Origin of the sequence: Pseudoalteromonas porphyrae, from assembly GCF_001298125.1 — a bacterium.
Lineage (GTDB): Bacteria > Pseudomonadota > Gammaproteobacteria > Enterobacterales > Alteromonadaceae > Pseudoalteromonas > Pseudoalteromonas neustonica.
The window spans coordinates 55,735-77,694 of sequence record NZ_LHPH01000020.1 but is presented as its reverse complement, the minus strand read 5'-3'; the positions used below and the strand labels follow the sequence as shown (position 1 = coordinate 77,694).

The window sequence follows — 21,960 nt, the reverse complement described above, 5'->3', positions numbered from 1 at the left end:
TAAATTTAAAAACGAGCAACTTCATTGGCTCGTTATTGGTACATTAAATGAAAACGGTCGATAAAAAGTCACGTCTTATAGCGCGCATTTTTGGTTTAGCTTTTAGTTTTCTTTTATATAATTTATTAGTTGTTGGTGCGCTTTCTTACAACTCTATGGGGCGTGAAATTACAATCACAGCAAGTAGCAACCCCGTCAAATTTTACTTTGGTATAGTTTGGTGTTTCGTTATGGTTTTGGTATATGTTTATTTCGGTATTATTGCAAAATTAAAAACCGAAGAGTCATGTAGTAAATAGTTATAGGTGGTGTATCTAGTATTGAAGCGTCTTGAACCTAATGTTATAAACGTTGCTTTATTTATGATAAACAGTCATCTAAGCGCTAGAATTCAAGTTTGAATGGATTGTACATAGGCACAACCACAGTTAAGAATTTAAAACACCTGAATGGATTGTTGTATTTAACTAAAGTAAGTGGCAATAGGGATTTAAGTAAATGATTGCAAAGTTAGATAGCGCCAATGATGCAGTGGCAAAGCAAATTTATACTATTTTTCAACGTTCTTATACAATTGAAGCGCAGCTAATCGGGTCGCTTAACTTTCCTCCATTATCTCGCACCGTTAATAATATAAAAAATTCGACAACAGTTTTTTATGGTTATTTTGCAGAAGAGTGCCTTGCGGGTGTAATTGAACTAGCGATAACGAGTAAGCAGTTAGAAATAAATAGTTTAACGGTAGGCCCCGATCATTTTAGAAAGGGTATCGCAGATAAATTAATAGACTATGTGTTAAACAGCTTTGTAGCCCCAACCAACATAACAACCGCAGTCGTTGAAACTGCCGTGCTGAATGGGCCTGCTATTAAGCTGTGTAAAAAACATGGCTTTGTTGAGTTTAAAAGGTGGATGCCAGATCACGGTATAGAAAAGTTAGCAATGCTGGCAGAAAACCTGAATTAATAACCTGAAACCTCAATAATAAGTTTAATAAAAATAGTTATTTCATTATTCAAGTACTTGAATTTAAATATTACTTTTTATTTAAAGTGTAACGTTTTTTTAGTTACAAAAACCAGAATCCAATCTTGACGCGGGGCTGTACTAGGTAATTGAATTATGTCACAAGTAAAGTAATGCTGTTTTATTAATCGGAACTAAATTGTCCGGTAGTCTGGTTTATTTTATGTTAAGTGTTTATTATATTTAACAATTACATTAACTTTGAGACTTAAATGAAAAAAATTATAATAGGAGGAGCTCTTTGTGTACTTCCTTTATTCTCTCACGCAGAAACAAAAATAATAACAGAAGTTTTAATTGGTAAATCGAGTAACGATATTTACTCTTTAACGGAATCAGAAAGCGCTAAAAAGCATTACTCATCCAAGCAAAATACGAATTCTACCGGTTTTAGGGTAGGTTTAAATTTTACAGATTACTTAACCGTTGAATTATCGAAACATAAACATGGTAGTAGTGATAATATCGCTACAGTAATTATGCCTGAGCAACATGGTTTTTTAGAGCACCGTTTCGAGGCTGAGATTCCAATAGATATAGAATCGATACGATTTGGTGTCAAAGGCGAGCTTGAATTATTTGATGATTTTTCAGTTAACGGGCGGTTTGGCCTTGCTCATTGGAATTATACTGGGAGCACCCCTTTAAAACTTTCTCATCCTTCATCGCATTATGATATTGGCAAAAGTGGTAACGCTCCATATGCTTCACTTGGGTTTGATTACAAATTAACAAAAAATTTGTATGTAGGTTTAGAGTATTCACTATTTAAAGCGAAAGACAAAGCAGAGGTAACTGACCTTGGTGTTGCCACTCATTCATATGAACATAAAGTAAAAGACTTATTATTAGTTGTTGGTTGGAAGTTTTAATTACTATACCAAAGCCACCTCAAGATGCAGAATTCAGCGTTTCACAGGGGCTTAATATCAAGGCGTTACTTTGCAAGAATGGCCATCCCTTTTAAGAAGTAACAACGCTGATAGTAAGTGCCTGTGAAACGCCCAACGGGTTGGTTTAAAAGCGATTTATACTGCGTTACTCTTATAAGGGATTGATTTTAACAATAGAACCACTATTATTTGCAATCAATGCCTTGCCTAAATCGCTTTTAATTCCAACTGAAACTCGCATTTTGAGGTGGTTTGGGTAGAAAGCAAGATAACTTGATTTCAAAAACAACCCATTTGAAGCGCAAGATAACTTGATTTCAAAAACAACCCATTTGAAGCGCAAAATGGGTTGTTTCTTACTTTTTTCTTTTAGGCATTAATACATCGGATTAAATAGCTTCTCTTCATATTTTGCTGAACTATTAATACTTTTAAGTGCAGTGCTTATTTCATCAGGGGCGGGGGCACGTATCCGCTGATCACTATGGAAGGTTTATCTTGATTCGGGTATCATCTGTGCAACTTTGATTCTCAGTTGCTATTTATGACCACGTTAAGTGCCAAGGAAAACATTCAAGCCATTGTTAAGGCTATTAAAAGTGAAGAAGCACGGCTTCGTCAAAAACACCCACTGTTAACCCACCAAAATACCTTAGGGTTAATTATTTTGCTCTTATCGCTTAGTGCATTTATTGGTGTGGGGACTTTATATTACTTTGCAATCATCCCTGCGTGGTTGTGTATTATTTTAGCTGCTATTGCCGCGTCGATTTCGCATGAGCTAGAACACGATCTTATTCATAAGCAATATTTTAGTAATCAGCCATTTATGCATAATTTTATGATGCTGACAGTATGGCTTATGCGACCTAATACGGTTAACCCGTGGTATCGCCGTAAAATGCACTTACATCATCATAAGGTGTCCGGCACAGAGCAAGACCTCGAAGAGCGTTTAGTCGGTAATGGTATTAAAAACCCATTCTTACGCGTATTAGTGATTGTTGATGGGTTACTTGGATTATTAATTAACGCTAAGCGCTTTAGTAAAGAAATCAAAGGCTTTAGTTTCTTAAACGTATTTAATGCAGGTTTTCCTGTCACAACGGTGTATTTTGCTATTTTATACAGTGTGATTGTGTTTCATGGGGTTAACGTATTTATGCCGCTTGAACAAAGTTCACCGGTGTGGCTTTTGGATATTATGGCTGTGTTTGAGTTTTTAATGGTGGTATTAATCGTGCCTAACATTATTCGCTCAAGCTCACTTAACTTTGTTACCTCATCAATGCATTACTACGGGGGAGTGAATAACATGCTTGAACAAACACATGTGTTAACTAGTCGTGTGTTTATGCCATTTAACCTGTTTTGTTTTAACTTTGGTCATACCCATACTATTCATCACTTTGTGCCTAATCAGCCGTTTTATTTACGCCAAATGATCAGCAAAAAAATCCTTGAAGTAATGAAGCATCACGGTGTGCGATTCAATGATTTTGCTAGTATAAAGCAAGCTAATCTGTACCAAGCAAATAATACGTAAGGCGTTCGTATTTCTTTAGCACTTTATTGCACCGAAATTGACGCTACTGCGTATAAAATCAATTTAGGTGCAATATGCAGTTCAGTGATAGTCAAAAATCTCGAATTATTGAAATGGCGTGGGAAGATCGCACGCCATTTGAAGCGATAGAAAACCTATATAGTTTAAATCACTCCCAGTTAGTTGGCTTTATGCGCAGCAATGTATCTGCGGGTTCGTTTAAAGTATGGCGTAAACGCCATGCAGGGCGAACAACAAAGCATCTTAAGTTACGCGATCCCGCCATTATGCGAAGCCATTGCAAAACACAATATAAAAATCGTTAAAGCTTTTGTTGCTTGAATTCAAGTATTAAGTAACACTAAATCACACAGCGCTAAAAGAGCTGAGACTGTTTTGCTCATTATCAAATCGTTATTTTAATGATGCTTGAAATAAAAACACATCACGCCATGTCTTCTATATAAGTAATGCGAGTTATTTGGAGATAATAATATGTGTTCATCAGTGAAAAGTAGCCGAGCAGTAAAAAAATCGCAGATAAACTTTGATAACGAATTAAGTGATCAGCAGCGACTAAGCTTTGCCGCTAAAGCTAACTTGGCGCAAGTGCGCCGTGAGCAGCGTGAGGCTATTAATAAAAAGTGGGCGCAAAAGCATGCTGTAAAATCGCCCACTCATTTTAGTGTACTACAATGGTTTAAACGTTATTTGGCATGGTGACATTACGTCCACCGAGGTAGCCAAATATGGCACATAAGCCGCTGGCGAGCGCGCATAACCACAACGTGGTTGACCAGCTACCAAAGTGGCTATGTAACGAGCCAGCTAAAATAGGCCCTGATGCGGCAAGTAAGTAACCAAAACATTGCGCCATACCTGAGAGCGAAGTCGCTTGGCGAGAATCATGCGTGCGTAAACTTATAAACGACAGCCCCAAAATAAAGCATGCCCCAGAGCAAAACCCTAATGTGATTGACCAAATAGATGCAAACTCAGGCAAGTATAGTAGCCCCAGTGAGCAGCAAGCTGCTAATAATGCCAATATACAGGTAAGTAAGCGTTGATCTTTTAATTTTGCCAATAAAGGAATTAGTATGATACCTGGTATCGCTGATGCTACCTGAAAGCTCCCTTGCAGTGCCCCAGCTTGCTGTGCACAGTGGCCACCTTCAATTAAAATACTGGGTAACCAACCAATCATTATGTAAGTAAAAAACGAATTTAACCCGAGTAGTAAAGTAATTTGCCACGCCAGCGGCTGACGCCATACTTTTATGCTGTTGGTATTATTGAGTAGTGCTTTATCAGGTTTTGTATGTAGCTTTAATTGCGGCAACCAAATGACAAGACTTACAATCGTGAGTAAGCCATAGCAGGCTAGCGCCAGTTGCCATCCCATATTTTTGTAGTCGGCCAAAGGGATAATTAATGCTGAATAACTGCCACCAAAAATACCCATGGCAAGTACGTAAGAAGAGGTCATCACAGCGACTTTATGAGGAAAATCACGTTTAATTAAGCTTGGTAAGAGTACATTGCCAATGGCTATACCCACTCCAATAATCGCTGTACCGAAGTAAAGAGCGGAAGCAGAGTCAATTAATCGAGAGCTAAGGCCTGCACCAATAAGTAAAAGCGCAATAAAAAGAGAGATTTCAAGCCCTTGCTTTTTGGCTAAGCTTGCTGCCATTGGGCTGGCTAAAGCGAATGCAATTAAAGGTAACGTGGTGAGCATACCGGCTTGTGTTGGCGTTAAGCTAAACGCCAAAATGATTTGATCAAGTACCGGTGCAATTCCTGTGACAGGTGCGCGTAAATTGGCGGCAATAAAAAAAATACCAAGAATTAAAATAGCAGAAGAAAATAAAGTGCGATTAGCTGGAGTGGAATACAAAACTAACATCATCAATTATGAAAAACGTAGCCCTATGGTAACTAATCGTCAGAGAACTTGGTAATAAATGAGGTGAAAGTAATAAATTTGGAGGAATAAAATATTATTTAATTTATTAGTTAAAAATTTAACCCCACTTCTAAAGGTCATCCGTTAATAGCATTAGTAGCAGTGTATTAAACAAGGTGACTCTATGAACAACTCTTCAAAAAAAATTAATGGTATAAAATGTAACTATCGTTTAGCAACAATTAGCTTTAGTGTTTTGTTAGGGCTAACGGCCTGTAACCAAAGCTCAAATAAAATGAGCGAAAAGGCAAATGATGAGAAAAAACAGCAGTCTGAGGCAATTGTAATAATTCAAAGCAAACAAGAAACTAATGCACGAGTCAATGATGCAATACAAGCAGATGTGCAAACAAGGCGACGTCTGGCTCCTGTTAGTTATGCCGCGCAGTCACAAGGGTTAATGCTTTCAAACGTTATGATAGAAAAACGCCCTGATCCAAGTAATCATATTGTATTTTCGACAGAGCAAGATCGTGAAAAATACATAAAGTCACAACAAAACCCCGTTAAACAGGCTGCTATTGAGCCTGTTTCTACTTTTTCGGTGGATGTGGATACAGGCAGTTACAGTAATGTTCGTCGTATACTAAATGCAGGTAAGTTACCACCAGTTGATGCAGTGCGAGAAGAAGCGTTTATTAATTATTTTAGCTACGATTACAGCGCGCCTACAAGTATAGACACGCCCTTTAACGTGCATACTGAACTGGGTATTGCACCGTGGGATGAACGTAGGCAGCTTGTAAAAATTGGTATTAAAGGATTTGAAATTGAAAAAGCAGATTTAAAAGCTGCTAATTTGGTTTTTTTATTGGATGTATCGGGTTCAATGAATACGCCAGACAAACTGCCTTTATTAAAAACCAGTTTAGCCATGTTGACTAAACAACTCGATGAAAATGACTCCGTGGCAATCGTTGTATATGCCGGCGCAGCTGGTGTTGTGTTGCCTGCCACTAAAGGTAATGATCATCAGGCAATAACCACCGCGCTAAAACAATTAGCTGCGGGAGGCTCAACCAATGGTGAGCAAGGCATTGAGCTTGCGTATCAAATAGCACAGCAAAACTTTAAAAAAGAAGGTGTGAACCGAGTGATTTTAGCCACCGATGGCGATTTTAACGTCGGCTTACAATCGACCGAGGCGCTTAAAGCGCTGGTGGCCGACAAACGTAAAACAGGGATTGCGTTAACTACGCTGGGTTTTGGTCAAGGCAACTATAACGATGGTTTGATGGAACAATTAGCCAACATTGGCAATGGACAACATGCTTACATTGATAACATTAACGAGGCACGTAAAGTACTGGTTGATGAGCTAAGTAGTACGATGCAAATTATTGCCAAAGACGTAAAAATTCAGGTGGAATTTAACCCGCAGCAGGTGGCTGAATATCGCTTGATTGGCTACCAAAATAGGCTACTTGCAATGGAAGACTTTAATAACGATAAAGTTGATGCAGCAGAGCTTGGCGCGGGGCACACGGTAACAGCCCTTTATGAAATTACACTTGCAAACTCGCCTAATAAACGTATTGATGACTTACGTTATAAAACCACACAGCACAAAAGCAACGATAGCCAAGAGCTTGCGTTTGTTAAAGTGCGTTATAAACAACCAAATAGTGAGCGCAGTGAATTAATCAGCACTCCAGTATTTATGCCAAAAAACGATAGTGACTGGTTAGATACAAGTACAGATTTTAAATTTGCGACTGCGGTTGCTGGGTTTGCTCAGTTACTTAAAGGTGCAAAATACACCAGCGACTGGCACTATGAAGATTGCACTAAATTAGCGATAAAAAATAAGGGGAATGACCCGTTTGGCTATCGTAGTGAGTTTATTCAGCTGGTAAAAACTGCTGATGTCCTTCACTAAAATATAAAGTACTAGGGCGTGTTGACCTTTGTGGATTGAAATTTGTTCAACCTAGGGGCGATTTAATCGCGGCGCGAGGTTTGTAACCTAGCGGGCTAAGTAAAAACCGAGCAACAAAGAGTCAATCGCCCCTAGGAAGAACCCTTTGGGCAGCGCATGTTTGGCATTTATACTGCGTTATCGCCTATTTATGGGGAACAACCACACAGCATAGGCGCTGCCTTGCCTAAATACCAAACATGCTGCTGCAAAATTAATCACGAAAGGTCAACACGCCCTAATGTAAGAGGCTAATATATAAAAATCAGCCATTCATAAAGGGGCGCCATGAAAGACGAGAAAAACGTAGCAGATGAAACGCTAATGCTTAAATATGGCCAAGGTGATGTGCAAGCATTTACACTTTTGTACACACGGCACAAAAGCAGCCTTTATCGCTATTTTGTTCGTCAGTGCTCATCGGTAGCGCTAGCCGAAGAGCTCTTTCAGGAGGTGTGGAATAAACTGATTAAAGCGCGTTCAAATTATCAAGTCAGCGCAAAGTTTACGACTTGGTTGTATCGGATCGCCCATAATGAGCTTGTCGATTATTACCGCCGTAATGCCACCCATAGTAAGGTAATCGCAGCGAATGATGACTACAGTATTGATGATAAATCAGTGAGTAGTTTGGAGTATATCCCAAGTGAATGTGTGTCGAGTGAGCATGCAAGTATTCAGCGTGAGCATGATGAAGCGCTTTATTTATCGCAACAAGCACATTACTTAAAAGCATGCTTAGCTCAATTACCACGCCAGCAAAAAGAGGCCTTTTTATTAAAGCATGAAGCAAGTTTTACATTAGATGAAATTGCTGAGTTGGTAGGGGAGTCCGCTCATAATATTAAAAGTAGGATACGTTATGGATTGGCCAAACTAAAACAGTGCATCATGCATAAAATGGTGGGAATAGATGACTGATAAATTCACTAGTAATAAGATTGCTTCGCTTTATCGTGATGGTGCAACAGAGCAACCAAGTTCAGCGCTGGATCAACAAATATTGCAAAACGCAGTGAATGCAGTGCAGCCCAAAGTAAAATCAAAACGTTTTTATCAAACGTGGTATGGGCGGCTATCAACAGCAGCATCGTTAATGTTAGTTAGTTTGCTGTATTGGCAAAATACAGATCAATTTACCTCTGTAAATGACTTGCCAGCTCTCGAACCTGACGCGAACATTAATTCAACGCCATTCATTAAGCGAAGTGAGCGTGCAGCCCCAGCCTCGTTACTCGCAGAACCAATGGCTGATGAGCTAAAGCTTGAAGTGCAAACAGAGTTACTGCGTAGTCGTAGCATGAAAAAGCAAGCACCTGCGAATGACTTTGCTGTTACGTTAAAGCAGGTTGATATGTTTCTTGCTAAAGGCCAGCCTGAAGAGGCCAAGTTATTGCTAATTGAGTTATTGGAAAAATACCCCGAACAAAAAGTACAGTTAGCGCCTAAATATAAAGAACTGCTTGGCAATAATATGGGTTTAAAATAATAAATAGCAGATAACTTAAAGGCTACTTATACCCAAACCACCTCAGTTTGGGTATAGCTTCACAATTGTGATAAATGTGGCGTAAATATTCAATAATAACGTTAGCTCAACAGGTAATGTGACTGCATATATTTTATGTATTTACCTATTGATAAAGTGAGACGTTATTTTGAATTTAGCAAATCAGCCCCAAGCTCTTTCTACCACGGCAAAGGTGTTTAATCTTAAACACCAAAGTACACGAGTTACATTTGAATATGAGATCTCAATGCAGTTGCGCAAAGATGGCTTATTTGAAGCTAAACGAGTGTGGCAGGGGAATACGTTACCATGTGAAAAGTCACCTTATATTGCCATGGAAACAGCACTTTGGAGCCCTGAAGCAGGACTGCTACAGGCTACAATGCATCAACCACACCTTGATGAATCGGCTAGTTTAGACATTAATCACGATAGCAGCACCAGTGTGCTAAACAGCAAAAAAACGAACTATCAACAAAACATCAAGCAACTAACTTTTACACGCCGACCATGCACTTTACTGAGTATATTATTTGAAATTACACATCATTGGACGCCGCTTTTAGCGGGGGAGGTTGTGTCATTTGATTATGCTGTACTAAAAGTTCAAGCACATACGGGGGTTAGCCTTCGTATGCAAAAACAAGGAGCTTACCGTGTAGTGAGTGTGACTCCCAATAACTGGTTTTGGCGTATGTTATTTGGCTCAACCAACTATTATTTTCAAGGCGATGTCCCTGCACTTGTTAAAATAGAGGGCTTGCTTGAGCCTAGGGATCGTAATTTGCGCGGTAAATATGTGGAGTATTTAGGCCGATCAATTTTTGATAATCCCGTCGACCTTTCTATTTTTAAGGAGTACGGCAATGAATAAAACAGTGTTGATCACCGGCGGAACGAGAGGCATTGGTCGAGCTTTAGTTAAGCAGTATTTAGCGGCGGGTTACAGCGTTTATGCAACGGGTAGTAATGAAAACAGTGTGGCTAAAAGTAACCTAGAACTTCCTGATGTGCAGTGGCTAGTATGTAATCTAATGAGTGTTAAAAGCATAGAAAACTTAGCGTCTTCTATTATTAATAGGTCGTTTGATGTTGTGATCCATAATGCCGCAGTGCAGCAAAAAAGAGATTTATTTACGGCTAATAACGAACTTATTAGTATTGAAAACGAAACCATGATTAATTTTACCGCGCCCATTTTATTAACTCGTTTATTATTTTCAAACGTGCAGAAAGTGGCGGGTACGTGGGTATTTATTACAACTGGCTTGGCTGTATCGCCTAAGCAAAGTTCGCCAATATATTGTGCGAACAAAGCCGGTATTCGAGCGTTTTGTAAATCATTTAATGGTCAGGTTACACGCCATAAAAGCGGTATAACCGTGTGTGAAGCAATATTGCCTATGGTTGAAACTGACATGACAAATGGCTATGGCCGAGGAAAAATAAGTCCTGCACAAGCAGCGCGCGAAATCATAAAAGGTGCAGCAAAGGGCCAAAAAGAGATTCATGTTGGTAAGGTGCGTATATTAATGAAAGTACGGGCTTTATTTCCTAATTTGATCGAAAACGTTATGATTAAGCTATAAAAGGGACGAACATGAAAAAGCAGCAGTCCGTTTCAAGAAGAGTTATAGCATGGATAGGTAAAAATGGTGCTAAGCCTAATGCGATCCCTACATTGGCATTTGTCTCCGTAGGTGATTTTTTTATACCTGCATTACCGACGCAAACATCCGTTATATTACTGGCATGGCTACAACCTAAAAAGGCGGCGTTGACAGCACTGGCGTTTGCCAGTGCTGCTGCAGTTGGGGCGTGCATTTTACTGTTTTTAGTAACGGTTTTAGATAGTTACTTACAATTAATTGTTCCAACGCAAGATAGCAAAATGTATTCACGGTGGGTGGAATTGCAAGGTTATATAAAAGAGTATGGCTTTATTGCATTGGCAGCTATGTCGTTATTGCCCACTCCGCCACGATTGATGGTGGTACTGAGTTTTTTAAGTGGTTTAGGTGTACCTACCATTATAAGCACTGTTTTTATTGGTAAGTTGGTTTGGTTTTTCAGTGTTGTAAGCGTCATAAAAATAGCACCAAATTGGTTAATGAAACTTCCTATAATAGGAAAGAAAATAGAAAAGCTGATTAGCCCCAAATTACAGAGCGATTAAGTTTATATAAAATAGGGAACGATTAAGTATGGTGGCGATGCTCATTAATGAAAAAAGTAATTCAAACGCGTTTGCTAGCAAAGCCATGCTTAATATTTTATGTGCTGGGTTGGACATATTATTGGAAAAAGCGAATGAGCACCCACCACTACAATCCAATGCACATATCCCCTTAGCGACTAAGCGGGCGTTTATAAATGCAGTGAGTGAGTAATATGGGCTTGCTGCGTTATTAAAGATAGGCGCAGGGGTGACTAAATTTGTAGATTCGCCCATAGGGCAAGCGCTACTGCATGATAAGGACCCGTTGCTGCTTTTAAAGAAGTGGCAGCGGCTGGAGCGTTATGTTCATAGCCAGCATTTTGTTGAATTCGAATTTTTTGAAAACTGTGTACAGGTAAAGCACAAATCCACAGCAATAGAGCAACCTAGCCTTGAGGAAGACTTAGTTGTTTTAGGTGTGTTATGTGCATTGTTGCATGAAACCTCGGCGCACACTGTTTACTTAAGTCGCAGCGAGTCAGTAAATACAGGAATGTTTAGCTATCCTGCATTAGCATGTGACCAAGCTGAATTAAATTCAGATGAGCCTTGGTATATTCACTGGAGTACATCAATAAATACGAGTGTTACGAGCCATGTTGCACAGGGAAAGCAGGCATCATCTCAGGCTATTGTTGATAACACTAAACAGGCAATCATCGCACTGGGTCTGTTAGATATTGAGTTAGATAAAGTGGCACGTTATTTAGCACTCTCACAGCGCTCGTTACAGCGACATTTAAGTGCTCAAGGCCATAGCTTTGCTAAGTTATTGCAAGAAGTTAGGGTAAATAGCGCTAGCCACTATTTACTAGAACAGTCATCGTGCGCAGCTGAAATTGGCTTTATTTGTGGTTTTGCTGATCAGGCGCATTTTTCGAGAATATTTAAGTTATGGACGGGCATGACACCAAAGCAGTATGCCCAACTTTCTATGCAAAAATAACATTAAGCCTTTACCATAAAATAGTGTTTTCAATTTTTGCTATCGGGTAACTTACTTTAGAAGAGGCTGTCATATTTAAGTAGCTCATTTTACCCGATAGGGATGAGGGGGCTGGTGTAATGCCTTTATAAGCTAATACATAAGTAGCATCGTTATTTAAAATCAATTCAATATTATCCATAAAAAACCACATACCAAAAGACCCTGGACCAATATTAACAATTAGTTGTTCTGGGGTTTGTGATAACAAAGTTACTTTGAAAGGCGCTAGTTTTTTAGCTTTTAAAACAGGACCTACACAGGTAATGGATTGCTCTTTTTTAAGTTCGGTTAAATTAGCGCGAATAAACTCAGCAAAAAGCTCAGGTAAACACACTTTATTATCTAACCTATCATCTTGCCAAAGCGGCTCACCTAACTCATTAAAAGCACTGACCGAATTGCGATTTATAACTATTTTACCGCGCTGAGTTTGATGTCCAACGCTAACGTTAAGTACAACATCGGATGCACTCCACTGTGTATTAGCATGATAAAGTAAATGGTCGTTTTTTATAATTTTAAGCTGGTGGCTATTAGGTTTAACTAATGTATTTATGGTCACGCTATTACTTGCTGTTGTAACAAAGCTAATACTGAACAGTGCAAACAAACTGAGCGATTTTAATTGTGGATTCATAGTGCTGCTTTTCGTGTATTGGATTTGGATATAAGCATAATGTTTTGTAATGAACAAAAATTGTAGATTCACGCCATTTAATATTTATTTTGATTCGCTAAATCATATTGCTGTAATGAGGTTGAGATAATCGTTATAGCGTCTATTTTGACTGTAAACGAATGTAAAACACTCTGTATGATCTATTTATCTTTAGTGTTTTTTAATTCATTGAATTTGATTGCTTTTTTGATGATGTAAAATTTCATCCAGTATTTTCATTGTTTATTAAACGTGATTAATCTGCGTGTTAATCTGACTGAAATATTTCTGTAATATTTGAGTGTTCTAATGCGTCGTGAAACAAAAACGTCATCAAAATGCCATAATTGGTAAGACAAAAACCGAGATTTAAACATGAGTGAATCAAACCAGAACACGCTATTAATGAAAACGCTTAATTGGGCTGCCATTGCCTTTTTAGTTTATTTAGTACTTGTTGCAGTGGGTAGTGTAAGTGGTGGTTTTAAACTAGCGTCGGGCGGTACACAGGGCGCACAAGAAATTTTTGCTTTTGCAACTAACCCATTTGTGGCGCTGTTACTTGGCGCACTAGCAACCGCATTAGTGCAATCATCTTCAACGGTTACGTCGGTTATTGTGGGTTTGGTCGCAGGTGGTTTACCGCTTAGTATTGCAATTCCAATGGTAATGGGTGCAAATATTGGTACCACGATTACCAACACTCTCGTATCGATTGGTCATATTCGCTCTAAAGAAGAGTTTCAGCGTGCATTTGCAGCGTCTACAGTACATGATTTTTTTAACTTACTCGCGGTTGCTATATTTTTACCGTTAGAAATCATGTTTGGTTTATTACAAAAGATGTCGGCGAGTCTATCGCACTTATTTGTTGGCGATGCTGATTTGTCATTAAAGAGCTATAACTTTATCAAGCCACTTGTAAAGCCTGCAGTGGGCTTGATTAAAGATGCGTTTAGTTTTTTAGACACTAAAATGCTTGGTGTAGCCATGGTACTGGCTGGTATCGGTTTGATTTTATTTGCAGTAACAGCATTGGGTAAGTTACTGAAAAAAGCACTTGTTGGTAAAGCTAAAAACATATTACATGGCGCTATTGGTCGCGGTCCTATCGCGGGTATTACCTCTGGTGCGGCAATGACAGTCATGGTGCAATCATCGTCAACAACAACCAGTTTAATGATTCCACTGGCCGGCAGCGGTGTATTCACGACACGTCAAATTTATCCATTTACGCTAGGTGCTAACATTGGTACAACAATAACAGCATTACTTGCTGCAACCTCAATTACAGGTCCAATGGCTGAAGTGGCGCTAACAATTGCTTTGGTGCATGTCATGTTTAACGTATTTGCAGTGGCATTAATTTACGGCACACCCGTATTAAGAGAAATTCCAATTACGCTTGCTGAAAAATTAGCTAAAGTGGGTGCAAATAATAAGTCTGCGGCGCTGGGTTATGTATTAGGATCTTTCTTTATAGTACCAGGATTAATCATGTTAGCGGTACGTTAGTCAATATCATTTGAGCGAATATAATAATTAAAAAGCGCTATTTTGAATTTTCAAAATAGCGCTTTTTAATACCCAAACAATATGCGAGCGTCGTTGGAATTAAAAGCAGCATCAATGGCGTTATTACCACGTATAACTAGCTGAGAGCATAAAGCTGCGAGGTTTTCCTGGAAAATAACGCTCACCACTAAAGCTCGTGTAGTCAGCTCGTTCTGCGTAAGCTTTGTTGGTAAGGTTAGTAATGCGTGCTGCGAGAGTTAGTTGTGGTGTTAGCTGCCAAGCACTTCGCAAATTGAATAGATGATGACCCGTATATTCATGACGATTTTCAGGATCAGTAAAATAACGGCTGACATGATGCCATTCTAAAGCGAGTTGTGTTGTATCCGTTGGCTGGTAGTTTATTTGCATGTTAGCGAGGGTACGCGGTGCGGTGTCTATATCATTCCCGTTAATATTAATGTCGTTTAAAATTTGGTTATAGCTGTAACTGTGTTTAGCATGTGTGGCAGCAAGAGCCAATTGTATCGATTTACTGAGTGCGTAATTAAGTTCGACCTCGACTCCCCTATGGTGTGACTTGCCGTCATTCACAGTAAAAAAATCACTGTCACGAAATATACTGTGTTGTTTGTTCATCGCATATGCTGAAAGCACATAATGCAACTGTTGATAGTGGCCTTTTAGCCCAAGCTCTAAGTTATCAGCGGTTTCTGATTTTAGTTCAGCTATTTCTTGATCTCGTTGTAATTGATATAACTCTGCGGCTTGCGGTGCGCGGTAACCTTGTGACACGTTCGCGTAGATATAGTGATTGTTATTTAATTGATAACTTAGCCCCAGTTTAGGCGATAAATTGCTAAAGCTATTTTTGCTGCTCGCAGGACGGGAGTAACGACAGCCACCTTTTTCGCATACTGTGCCATCATCACGAGTGCGGCCAGCTAGCATGTTATTGTCGTAATCATAACGTATATGTTCAAAGCGAGCGCCTGCGCTTATGGTAAGCGCCTTAACGTGCCAATTAACACTAATAAAAGGCGCGTAAAGCGTGCTATTTACATCGTAATCATAATGCTTGCCTTGGGGGACTGTTGCGACTAAGAACGCAGATCCTTGTGTTGGCTCGTTCTGGTTTTGTAAAAAATCAGCCGCGGTGTATTCAGTATCAAAACCAAGGTGAATACGAATGTCGTTATTGTAGTTATGCTGCCATAAAGACTGAATACCAAAGCCTGTTTGTGCATTTTTTTCAAGCGGTGTGCCGGGTAAAAAATGTTTTAAAAAGTCCATACTTTGATTACGAAAATAGGGCGTAATAGTGACGATATTATTACTTGATTGCCACTGTGCTTTTGACCAAGCACGAAATGAACGCGCTTTACGAAATGCGTCTGGGTTGAGGTTAGCTTGTGCAAGGTTTTGATCTTTGTAGCTTTCAAAGCCAGTAATAAACCCAGCAGTTTGCTGGTCTAAATGAGTGTAAGTAAGCCCAGAGGTGAGTAGCAGATCGTTACTCTCAAAGCGATAACGAAGGTTGAGTTTTTCTTGATTTACACTTTCATCATCTCTATAACCACTATCGCGAGTGATGCTGGCATTAAAGCCTATTCCTTGTGTGCCAAAGTCTTTACCGCTGCGTAATTTTAGGCGTTTATAGCCGTACGAACCGGTATCAATACCCAGTAAACTATCGCCGTAAGTGGTATCAGGGGTGATGACATTAATGACACCATGCACAGCGTTTGAGCCATATAGCGCAGAGCCTGGGCCTTTTAAAACCTCAATACGCTCTGCCATTTCGGTGTGCGTTTCAAATAGCTCGTTGATATTACAAAACCCAGCAGCGCGTAAAGGAATGCCATCCTCAGCACTAAGTAAGCTGGCGCAGGCACCAGCACCAGTTAAAACCGCAGAGCGTAACGCGGGTAAATATTCTTGGCCATTGCCGTGCTGAATATTCGCACCTGCTATTTGCTTTAATACTTGCTCAATATGGGTCGGGGCAATGAGGGCTAGTTGTTGCTCACTGATAGTGCTTACTACGACAGGCAGCGGATCAGCTAATGTTTCTGTGCGCGATGCGGTGGTTGTTATGCGTTCAATTGGGCTTTGTGTGGCAAATGAATTAAAAGCCAGTGGTGTAATTATTACCATGCTCAGTAAGCGATATAACATGAAAACCCTTTACCTAATTAATTCTAAAGCTAAAGGGTATATAACTTTTTAGTTGTTACAAAGCTTTAGTCTTTAATATTTGAAATAAACCATTTGCGTTGCTTGATTAGAAATACGCCACTGAGCAAAGCGAGTAGCCAAAAAATGCTTCCGCCACTACTGCCATTTTTGTGGGTTACTTTGGCAATTTTTTCTTCTTTAACGCGTGTTTTAAAACGGCCAAGCTCTGCGTCTAAATTAGCCGCCATATCATCAACCGCTAAGTTAAAACTGTGCTGAGATTGCGTATTTAAAGTATCATCAATACCAACGGCAGTGCTTCGCTTGTCAACTTTATTAATACCAGGGGCGCGAAATAACATTTTTTTACTTTTTACATCAAACACGGCTGTATCAACAAAGGTTTGTACCGTATTTTCATTACCCGGAATGACGTATAAACCGACGATGGTGAGATATAAAAAAGCGGCATTATTTTCCAGCGTTTGAGCCACCTGGTCGTACGACACAAGCGCCATAATGTCGACATCATACAAGCGAGATACTTGCTCAAGGGTTGTGAATCCTTGACCTCCCTTTAAATAGCTACTTGGAATAATTTCAATCCGGTCAATATAGTCATACTGCATAAATTGGTTTTTAACTTTTTCAAGTAAGGCTATTTCATCATTGCTGCGTATACCAGAATCATATTTGTTTGGAATAAACGCAATACCTACTGTTGCAGGAAGATTCAGCGTTGGCATACTGGGTAGATGTGCCTGACGGCTTTGCTCATCTGGGTATAAAAAATCGACTAAACTGCTAGAGCGAGTTTTTTGATTCGTATTTTGGCTGAAAAAAGTGCTACAGCCTGCTAAAGAGGTGATGATAATCACCAATATTAATTGCTGAACTTTCATATTATTCCTTATTATTCATTATTATAATGAACTAATGCGAGGTAATTTAACCCCACATTGGTGTGATAAGCGATCCGATAAGTTTGAACGTAAAATACCTAAAAAGTTCTGTTAGTCTAGGCTTAAGTCGATTTCAGCCGTGACATTACATTGCAAAATAAACTCCTCATCGTGGCTTACCAGCATAAAGCTGCCTTTAAACTCGGATAAGCAGTTGGCGAGTAACTGCTTATTATCAAGGTCTAAATGGTTGTCGGGCTCATCAAGTAACAGTAAATACGCTTGTGCGTTGTGGGCTGCTATTAACATTGCTAGTTGCATTTTTTCACCGCCGCTTAATTGACTTATAGGGCGGTAAATATCATCGCCCTTAAAACCAATATTTGCCAGTAAATGACGCATGTGCTGCATGTCGAGGTTACTACAATATACCTCTAATGCATTAACTAAATTTTGTGATGATGTTAAAAATGCGCAGTGTTGATCAATATAAAGTATCTTGCTATTTAATTGTACTGCGCCTGAAAACGAACGTGACGGGGGGTTAGCTGAGTTACTTATAAGATGTAATAAGGTTGATTTTCCACAGCCATTTGGGCCTTTAATATGCAGCTTATCATTGTTAAATACGCTAAATGTTATCGGCGATGCAGATTTAAAAGGAAGCACTAACTGTTCAACAAATAGCAGCCGTTTATGTGTTGTTTGTAGGTTAAATTGCAGCTTCATGATGCTACTTGTGGGCAGTTGCTCTTTCAACGCTTGGCGTTTATCTATTATGGCTTGGTGTTTTGCTGTTGCTAAACGTTCGCTATTACCTTTACTGGCTTGTGCATTATTTTTTTTAAAATCCAACATCATTTTTGGCTGACTAGCATTGTTACGGATTTTATTACCTTGTGCTGCGCGCTGTTGGGCTTTTTCGTGATTTAGCTGTGTTTGCTGTTGGTGCTTTTTTTGATCTTTTTCAAGGTGATTAATCTGTTTTATTAACGCGGTTTGTTGCAGCGCTTTTTGCTCGCTAAAATGTTGGTAATTACCCGTCATATAATGAGCACCTTGTGAATTTAGCTCAATAATTGCATCACATTCATTAAGCAGTTGCCGATCATGGCTTACTATAATTACCAGCCCTTTAAATGCGTGTAATTGTGCTATTAGCCAGCGCTTTGCTGGGATATCGAGGTGATTACTTGGTTCATCTAAAATAAGTAAATCTGGCGCAGCTTGTAATGCGCAATATAGCAGTAAGCGCCTTTGTTGGCCGCCGCTTAATTCAGTCAGCTTGTGCTTTAGTGGTGCATCAATACCGAGGGTTAAAAGTTCTTGTTGGTAGCGTTGCTCGCACAACCAATCATCATTAACAGCGTTAAAGTCAGCTTCACAGCTGCTGCCTTGTGCAATACGCGTAAGTGCAGCCAGTTTTTTATCTATAGCGAGTAATTGTGCAATTGTTTGCGAAGCTGCGCTTTTGGGCTGCTCATTTACCTGTTGCTGTGAAATGAGTAACACATTGGCGCTAAATTCAACACTCCCAGCTGTTGGTTGGATCTTATTAGCTAGTATGTTTGCCAATAATGATTTACCGCTGCCATTAGCGCCGATGATTGCAGTGAGCTTTTCAGTGACTGAAAAATTAAGCTGCTTGAATTGGTTGTGACCATCAGGGTATTGAAAACCCAAATTGTGAACGTGTAATGTATGCATAATGCCTCTGGATAGTGCAGGGCATGGCGCGCAAAAATAGTATTTTTATACTGTGATAGGTCGAAATATGACGAATTTTGCGCCCACTAACCCTGTAAATTCAAATAAATAAAACGAATTTCAACAGGTGTTAGTTATTCATTAATGCGCAAACTCCATTAGGAAAGTGCGATTATCTTAAACAATAAAGGATAAGGTTGTCACGCTTTTATTTTTTAGAGGTGGTTTTAGCATATTAATAGTTTAGATAATCAACTGTTTATATTGAGACTATAGGGTATGATTATTGAAAGTGGCAGCTAGAGATGCAGGGATTCGTGAGGTATATTCAATTGTTTTGATTACTTGGTGATTAAGGTTTAATAGTAAAGGAGTGTTAAGTCGTGTCCGTAGATATTGTGAAAACGCAGGTGCCAGATAATAGTCAAATATCAAAAGTATTGCATGACGCTTATTTTTTTGATGTGTATTCATTTCACTCACATATTAAAAATAGAAGCTCACTGCAAGTGTGGTTAGATCATGCAGCTACCACACCTGCTTGGGTTAATTTTTTAATGGCAACTCGCAATAGAGTTGTTGGCCTTTTTGGTCTGAAAAACCTGGGTGCTTTAGGAGGTTTCGATTCAAGTAAACCAAAGAGTGATTATAAAGTTGGTGATAGGGTTGGTATATTTACCTTACTTTATTTAAGTGATGAAGAAGTTGTTTTAGGTGATTCAGATAAACATTTAGACGTGCAAGTTTCTATTTTTAGGGATGAGATACAAGGTAATTTCATTTCAATTTCGACAGTGGTTCATGTGCATAATTTTTTAGGTAAGCTTTATATGTTGTTTGTAAAACCAATGCATAAAATGATAGTACCGGCATCGATTAAAAGAGCCGAGCCCACGTCGGATAGTTAGGTTTGTAAACAGGTGGTTTATATTTTCAAGATACGGAATATTTATGCGTTATATTTTTACTTTGTTATTTTTTATAATCTCATACAGCGCGCATAGTGAAGAGATTAAGCCTTTTACGTCAGATGGGTGCAGCGCTTTTCCTGATGGTACGTTTGAGCAAAAAGAGCTATGGCTAAATTGTTGTACAGAGCATGATTATGCTTATTGGCAGGGGGGCACGTATGAGCAGCGTTTAACAGCTGTTCAGCAGTTACAACACTGTGTGGCTCAAGTTGGCGAACCTGCAATAGCACAGCTTATGTTAGCGGGTGTTCGAGTGGGAGGGAGTCCTTATTTACCAACATCATTTAGGTGGGGATATGGCTGGTCCTATCCACGCTGGTATCAGCCGTTAACCGATGATGAAAAACAGCAAATAAAACGATAAAAATAATGTTAATAGATAGAGAAACTCTTATATTTCTTCATCTTTAATTCAGATGATCTTGCTAGGCTAATAAATTTAATGAACAGCCTGTACTGTATATTATTAGTTAAAATGGCTTTATACCCAAGCCAGCTCAAAATGCAGAATTCAGCGTTTCACAGGGGCTTAATATCAAGGCGTTGCTTTGCAACAATGGCAATCCCTTTTAAGAAGGAACAACGATGAGAGTAAGTGACTGTGAAACGCCCAATGGGTTGGTTTAAAAGCGATTTATACTGCGTTATTTTTATAAGGGATTGATTTTAACAATAGAACCACTATTACTTGCAATCAATGCCTTGCCTAAATCGCTTTTAATTCCAACGACGATCACATCTTGAGGTGGCTTGGGTATATATTTAACCTAATTAAGGAACTAACGTGTTAATAGCAGAGATAATAATAACCACTATTTTATTTATTTTTACTGTATTACCTATGTCTTATAGCCAGCATTACTTAGTGAGAAGTTGTGATTTTGTTCGCCTGCAGGTTTTTTATTTGGCGTTGTTTAACCTTGTTATAGTCATGTCGATGCTCCTTATTTCTGGTGGAGATTATTTGTGGTGGGCAGCAGTAGCGGTGGCTAACAGTATTATTGTTAGTGTTCAAGGTTGGTGGATATTTCCTTACACATGGTGCGCTGCGCATGAGGTTAAAAGTGCCCAAAGTAACGCGCAGCATAGTATTCGTATTATGTCAGCCAATGTATTAATGTCGAACCATAATAGTGATGCATTGCTAAAGTTAGTTGATAAGCATCAGCCCGATTTACTGATCACGCTTGAGTCAGATGATTGGTGGCAGCAAAAGCTCAGTGTGCTCAAAAAAGACTACCCTTATACAATTGATTGTCCAAAAGATAATCGCTATGGCATGCATCTATTTAGTAAATACAAAATTAAACAGGCGCAAATTTGTGAGCTTGTTGAAAGTGATGTGCCTTCAATTCACATTTTGTTTGTTAATGATGATGGTTTAGAGATACAAGGTCACTTCATTCATCCAGCACCGCCGAGCCCAACAGAAGAAGATTCCTCTCGCCCGCGAGATAGTGAGTTGATAATGGTGGCCAAAGCGCTTAAAGATGCTACGCGCCCTGTGATTGTCGCTGGAGATTTAAACGATGTGGCTTGGTCTCGCAGTACTCGTTTATTTATGCAAGTAAGTGGCCTATTAGATCCACGTAAAGGGCGTGGCTTTTTTAATACATTTCATGCGAGTTACTTTTTTATGCGCTGGCCGCTGGACCATCTTTTTCATAGTACAGAGTTTACCGTCAAGCGCATTAAGCGTTTGGCCAAGTATGGCTCTGATCACTTTGCGTTACTAACTGAGTTGGTTTATGAAGATATTGAGCAGCATTCAAATCTTGATGAGAATACCGAGTTAGAAGAGGATGTTGATGCATTAATGATGGAGCATTTAGATAAAGGCCAAGTGCCTACATTTTAAAGGGTGTGTCATTGTAGCAAAGTAATGCCTTGATATTAAACACCTGTGGAACGCTGCATTTTGCATTGTGAGGTGGCTTGAGTATATACATTAAGGTGATGGATGC

The 21,960-nt window shown here is 39.2% G+C and carries 23 protein-coding genes; 18 read left to right on the top strand and 5 right to left on the bottom strand.

All coding sequences use genetic code 11. The features are described from left to right. Positions 1 to 47: 47 nt before the first annotated feature. The 6 genes from ADS77_RS15780 (at position 48) to ADS77_RS15755 (ending at position 4,188) form a co-directional block, all read left to right on the top strand. Complete coding sequence (locus ADS77_RS15780) at positions 48 to 299, top strand: hypothetical protein (RefSeq protein ID WP_054455292.1); 252 nt, start codon at positions 48 to 50, stop codon at positions 297 to 299. 199 nt (positions 300 to 498) lie between these two features. Then, the gene (locus tag ADS77_RS15775) at positions 499 to 966 is read left to right on the top strand and encodes a GNAT family N-acetyltransferase (RefSeq protein WP_054455290.1); all 468 of its coding nucleotides are present in this window, start codon (positions 499 to 501) and stop codon (positions 964 to 966) included. Positions 967 to 1,238: 272 nt separating this feature from the next. Next, positions 1,239 to 1,898: an outer membrane beta-barrel protein gene (locus ADS77_RS15770; RefSeq protein WP_054206203.1), complete on the top strand. Its 660-nt coding sequence runs from the start codon at positions 1,239 to 1,241 to the stop codon at positions 1,896 to 1,898. Between the two features lie 565 nt (positions 1,899 to 2,463). Beyond that, the gene (locus ADS77_RS15765) at positions 2,464 to 3,465 is read left to right on the top strand and encodes a fatty acid desaturase (RefSeq protein ID WP_054455288.1); all 1,002 of its coding nucleotides are present in this window, start codon (positions 2,464 to 2,466) and stop codon (positions 3,463 to 3,465) included. A gap of 74 nt (positions 3,466 to 3,539) precedes the next feature. Continuing rightward, positions 3,540 to 3,791, top strand: coding sequence for a TIGR03643 family protein (locus ADS77_RS15760; RefSeq protein WP_054206201.1), 252 nt, complete (start codon positions 3,540 to 3,542; stop codon positions 3,789 to 3,791). 169 nt (positions 3,792 to 3,960) lie between these two features. Further along, complete coding sequence (locus tag ADS77_RS15755; protein WP_054455286.1) at positions 3,961 to 4,188, top strand: hypothetical protein; 228 nt, start codon at positions 3,961 to 3,963, stop codon at positions 4,186 to 4,188. On the opposite strand, the gene ADS77_RS15750 is transcribed toward ADS77_RS15755, so the two are convergent. Next, entirely contained in the window at positions 4,166 to 5,371 is a 1,206-nt protein-coding gene (locus ADS77_RS15750; protein WP_231659080.1) for an MFS transporter, read from the bottom strand. The two genes, ADS77_RS15755 and ADS77_RS15750, sit on opposite strands and share 23 nt — an antisense overlap. A gap of 184 nt (positions 5,372 to 5,555) precedes the next feature. On the opposite strand from ADS77_RS15750, the gene ADS77_RS15745 reads away from it, so the two are divergent. The 8 genes from ADS77_RS15745 (at position 5,556) to ADS77_RS15715 (ending at position 12,023) form a co-directional block, all read left to right on the top strand. Next, positions 5,556 to 7,310 (top strand): vWA domain-containing protein, encoded by a 1,755-nt coding sequence (locus ADS77_RS15745; RefSeq protein ID WP_054455284.1) that lies wholly within the window; start codon positions 5,556 to 5,558, stop codon positions 7,308 to 7,310. 327 nt (positions 7,311 to 7,637) lie between these two features. Continuing rightward, positions 7,638 to 8,270, top strand: coding sequence for a sigma-70 family RNA polymerase sigma factor (locus ADS77_RS15740; RefSeq protein WP_054455281.1), 633 nt, complete (start codon positions 7,638 to 7,640; stop codon positions 8,268 to 8,270). After that, positions 8,263 to 8,838: a hypothetical protein gene (locus tag ADS77_RS15735; protein WP_054455279.1), complete on the top strand. Its 576-nt coding sequence runs from the start codon at positions 8,263 to 8,265 to the stop codon at positions 8,836 to 8,838. The genes ADS77_RS15740 and ADS77_RS15735 overlap by 8 nt, the downstream gene beginning before the upstream one ends. A gap of 268 nt (positions 8,839 to 9,106) precedes the next feature. Beyond that, positions 9,107 to 9,733, top strand: coding sequence for a hypothetical protein (locus ADS77_RS15730; protein ID WP_235575792.1), 627 nt, complete (start codon positions 9,107 to 9,109; stop codon positions 9,731 to 9,733). Next, positions 9,726 to 10,448: an SDR family NAD(P)-dependent oxidoreductase gene (locus tag ADS77_RS15725; protein WP_054206195.1), complete on the top strand. Its 723-nt coding sequence runs from the start codon at positions 9,726 to 9,728 to the stop codon at positions 10,446 to 10,448. Before ADS77_RS15730 ends, ADS77_RS15725 begins: the two co-directional genes overlap by 8 nt. Positions 10,449 to 10,459: 11 nt before the next feature. After that, the gene (locus ADS77_RS15720; RefSeq protein WP_054455276.1) at positions 10,460 to 11,035 is read left to right on the top strand and encodes a hypothetical protein; all 576 of its coding nucleotides are present in this window, start codon (positions 10,460 to 10,462) and stop codon (positions 11,033 to 11,035) included. A gap of 28 nt (positions 11,036 to 11,063) precedes the next feature. Continuing rightward, complete coding sequence (locus tag ADS77_RS22520; RefSeq protein WP_200909653.1) at positions 11,064 to 11,249, top strand: hypothetical protein; 186 nt, start codon at positions 11,064 to 11,066, stop codon at positions 11,247 to 11,249. 36 nt (positions 11,250 to 11,285) lie between these two features. Beyond that, on the top strand, positions 11,286 to 12,023 hold the full coding sequence (locus ADS77_RS15715) for a helix-turn-helix domain-containing protein (protein WP_200909652.1): 738 nt from the start codon (positions 11,286 to 11,288) through the stop codon (positions 12,021 to 12,023). 10 nt (positions 12,024 to 12,033) lie between these two features. Here ADS77_RS15715 and ADS77_RS15710 read toward each other — a convergent pair whose 3' ends face one another. Beyond that, a complete protein-coding gene (locus ADS77_RS15710) occupies positions 12,034 to 12,702 on the bottom strand; it encodes a hypothetical protein (protein WP_054455274.1) in 669 nt (222 codons plus the stop codon). Between the two features lie 396 nt (positions 12,703 to 13,098). Between ADS77_RS15710 and ADS77_RS15705 the strand changes: the two genes are divergently transcribed. Further along, a complete protein-coding gene (locus tag ADS77_RS15705; protein ID WP_054455272.1) occupies positions 13,099 to 14,238 on the top strand; it encodes a Na/Pi symporter in 1,140 nt (379 codons plus the stop codon). A gap of 123 nt (positions 14,239 to 14,361) precedes the next feature. Here the strand turns inward: ADS77_RS15705 and ADS77_RS15700 are convergent, their stop codons facing one another. From ADS77_RS15700 to ADS77_RS15690, 3 genes are all read right to left on the bottom strand, one after another. Beyond that, on the bottom strand, positions 14,362 to 16,416 hold the full coding sequence (locus ADS77_RS15700; protein ID WP_054455270.1) for a TonB-dependent receptor: 2,055 nt from the start codon (positions 16,414 to 16,416) through the stop codon (positions 14,362 to 14,364). A 65-nt stretch (positions 16,417 to 16,481) separates the two neighbouring features. Further along, positions 16,482 to 17,318, bottom strand: a complete 837-nt coding sequence (gene rhlP, locus ADS77_RS15695; RefSeq protein ID WP_054455267.1) for a rhombotarget lipoprotein — start codon at positions 17,316 to 17,318, stop codon at positions 16,482 to 16,484. A gap of 111 nt (positions 17,319 to 17,429) precedes the next feature. After that, positions 17,430 to 19,025 carry an ATP-binding cassette domain-containing protein gene (locus ADS77_RS15690; protein WP_054455265.1) on the bottom strand — a complete coding sequence of 532 codons (1,596 nt, stop codon included), beginning with the start codon at positions 19,023 to 19,025 and terminating at the stop codon, positions 17,430 to 17,432. Positions 19,026 to 19,408: 383 nt separating this feature from the next. Here ADS77_RS15690 and ADS77_RS15685 point away from each other — a divergent pair, with 383 nt between their 5' ends. The 3 genes from ADS77_RS15685 (at position 19,409) to ADS77_RS15675 (ending at position 21,854) form a co-directional block, all read left to right on the top strand. Beyond that, entirely contained in the window at positions 19,409 to 19,933 is a 525-nt protein-coding gene (locus tag ADS77_RS15685; RefSeq protein WP_054206188.1) for a DUF2867 domain-containing protein, read from the top strand. 43 nt (positions 19,934 to 19,976) lie between these two features. Further along, a complete protein-coding gene (locus ADS77_RS15680) occupies positions 19,977 to 20,360 on the top strand; it encodes a hypothetical protein (protein WP_054455263.1) in 384 nt (127 codons plus the stop codon). 420 nt (positions 20,361 to 20,780) lie between these two features. After that, on the top strand, positions 20,781 to 21,854 hold the full coding sequence (locus tag ADS77_RS15675) for an endonuclease/exonuclease/phosphatase family protein (protein ID WP_054455262.1): 1,074 nt from the start codon (positions 20,781 to 20,783) through the stop codon (positions 21,852 to 21,854). Positions 21,855 to 21,960 lie beyond the last annotated feature (106 nt).

What these genes read in the sequence shown, in the direction of transcription:
- ADS77_RS15780 (WP_054455292.1), top strand. Translation starts at nt 48, where the DNA reads ATGAAAACGGTCGATAAAAAGTCACGTCTTATAGCGCGCATTTTTGGT.
- ADS77_RS15775 (WP_054455290.1), top strand. Translation starts at nt 499, where the DNA reads ATGATTGCAAAGTTAGATAGCGCCAATGATGCAGTGGCAAAGCAAATT.
- ADS77_RS15770 (WP_054206203.1), top strand. Translation starts at nt 1,239, where the DNA reads ATGAAAAAAATTATAATAGGAGGAGCTCTTTGTGTACTTCCTTTATTC.
- ADS77_RS15765 (WP_054455288.1), top strand. Translation starts at nt 2,464, where the DNA reads ATGACCACGTTAAGTGCCAAGGAAAACATTCAAGCCATTGTTAAGGCT.
- ADS77_RS15760 (WP_054206201.1), top strand. Translation starts at nt 3,540, where the DNA reads ATGCAGTTCAGTGATAGTCAAAAATCTCGAATTATTGAAATGGCGTGG.
- ADS77_RS15755 (WP_054455286.1), top strand. Translation starts at nt 3,961, where the DNA reads ATGTGTTCATCAGTGAAAAGTAGCCGAGCAGTAAAAAAATCGCAGATA.
- ADS77_RS15750 (WP_231659080.1), bottom strand. Translation starts at nt 5,371, where the DNA reads ATGTTAGTTTTGTATTCCACTCCAGCTAATCGCACTTTATTTTCTTCT.
- ADS77_RS15745 (WP_054455284.1), top strand. Translation starts at nt 5,556, where the DNA reads ATGAACAACTCTTCAAAAAAAATTAATGGTATAAAATGTAACTATCGT.
- ADS77_RS15740 (WP_054455281.1), top strand. Translation starts at nt 7,638, where the DNA reads ATGAAAGACGAGAAAAACGTAGCAGATGAAACGCTAATGCTTAAATAT.
- ADS77_RS15735 (WP_054455279.1), top strand. Translation starts at nt 8,263, where the DNA reads ATGACTGATAAATTCACTAGTAATAAGATTGCTTCGCTTTATCGTGAT.
- ADS77_RS15730 (WP_235575792.1), top strand. Translation starts at nt 9,107, where the DNA reads ATGCAGTTGCGCAAAGATGGCTTATTTGAAGCTAAACGAGTGTGGCAG.
- ADS77_RS15725 (WP_054206195.1), top strand. Translation starts at nt 9,726, where the DNA reads ATGAATAAAACAGTGTTGATCACCGGCGGAACGAGAGGCATTGGTCGA.
- ADS77_RS15720 (WP_054455276.1), top strand. Translation starts at nt 10,460, where the DNA reads ATGAAAAAGCAGCAGTCCGTTTCAAGAAGAGTTATAGCATGGATAGGT.
- ADS77_RS22520 (WP_200909653.1), top strand. Translation starts at nt 11,064, where the DNA reads ATGGTGGCGATGCTCATTAATGAAAAAAGTAATTCAAACGCGTTTGCT.
- ADS77_RS15710 (WP_054455274.1), bottom strand. Translation starts at nt 12,702, where the DNA reads ATGAATCCACAATTAAAATCGCTCAGTTTGTTTGCACTGTTCAGTATT.
- ADS77_RS15705 (WP_054455272.1), top strand. Translation starts at nt 13,099, where the DNA reads ATGAGTGAATCAAACCAGAACACGCTATTAATGAAAACGCTTAATTGG.
- ADS77_RS15700 (WP_054455270.1), bottom strand. Translation starts at nt 16,416, where the DNA reads ATGTTATATCGCTTACTGAGCATGGTAATAATTACACCACTGGCTTTT.
- rhlP (WP_054455267.1), bottom strand. Translation starts at nt 17,318, where the DNA reads ATGAAAGTTCAGCAATTAATATTGGTGATTATCATCACCTCTTTAGCA.
- ADS77_RS15690 (WP_054455265.1), bottom strand. Translation starts at nt 19,025, where the DNA reads ATGCATACATTACACGTTCACAATTTGGGTTTTCAATACCCTGATGGT.
- ADS77_RS15680 (WP_054455263.1), top strand. Translation starts at nt 19,977, where the DNA reads ATGCGTTATATTTTTACTTTGTTATTTTTTATAATCTCATACAGCGCG.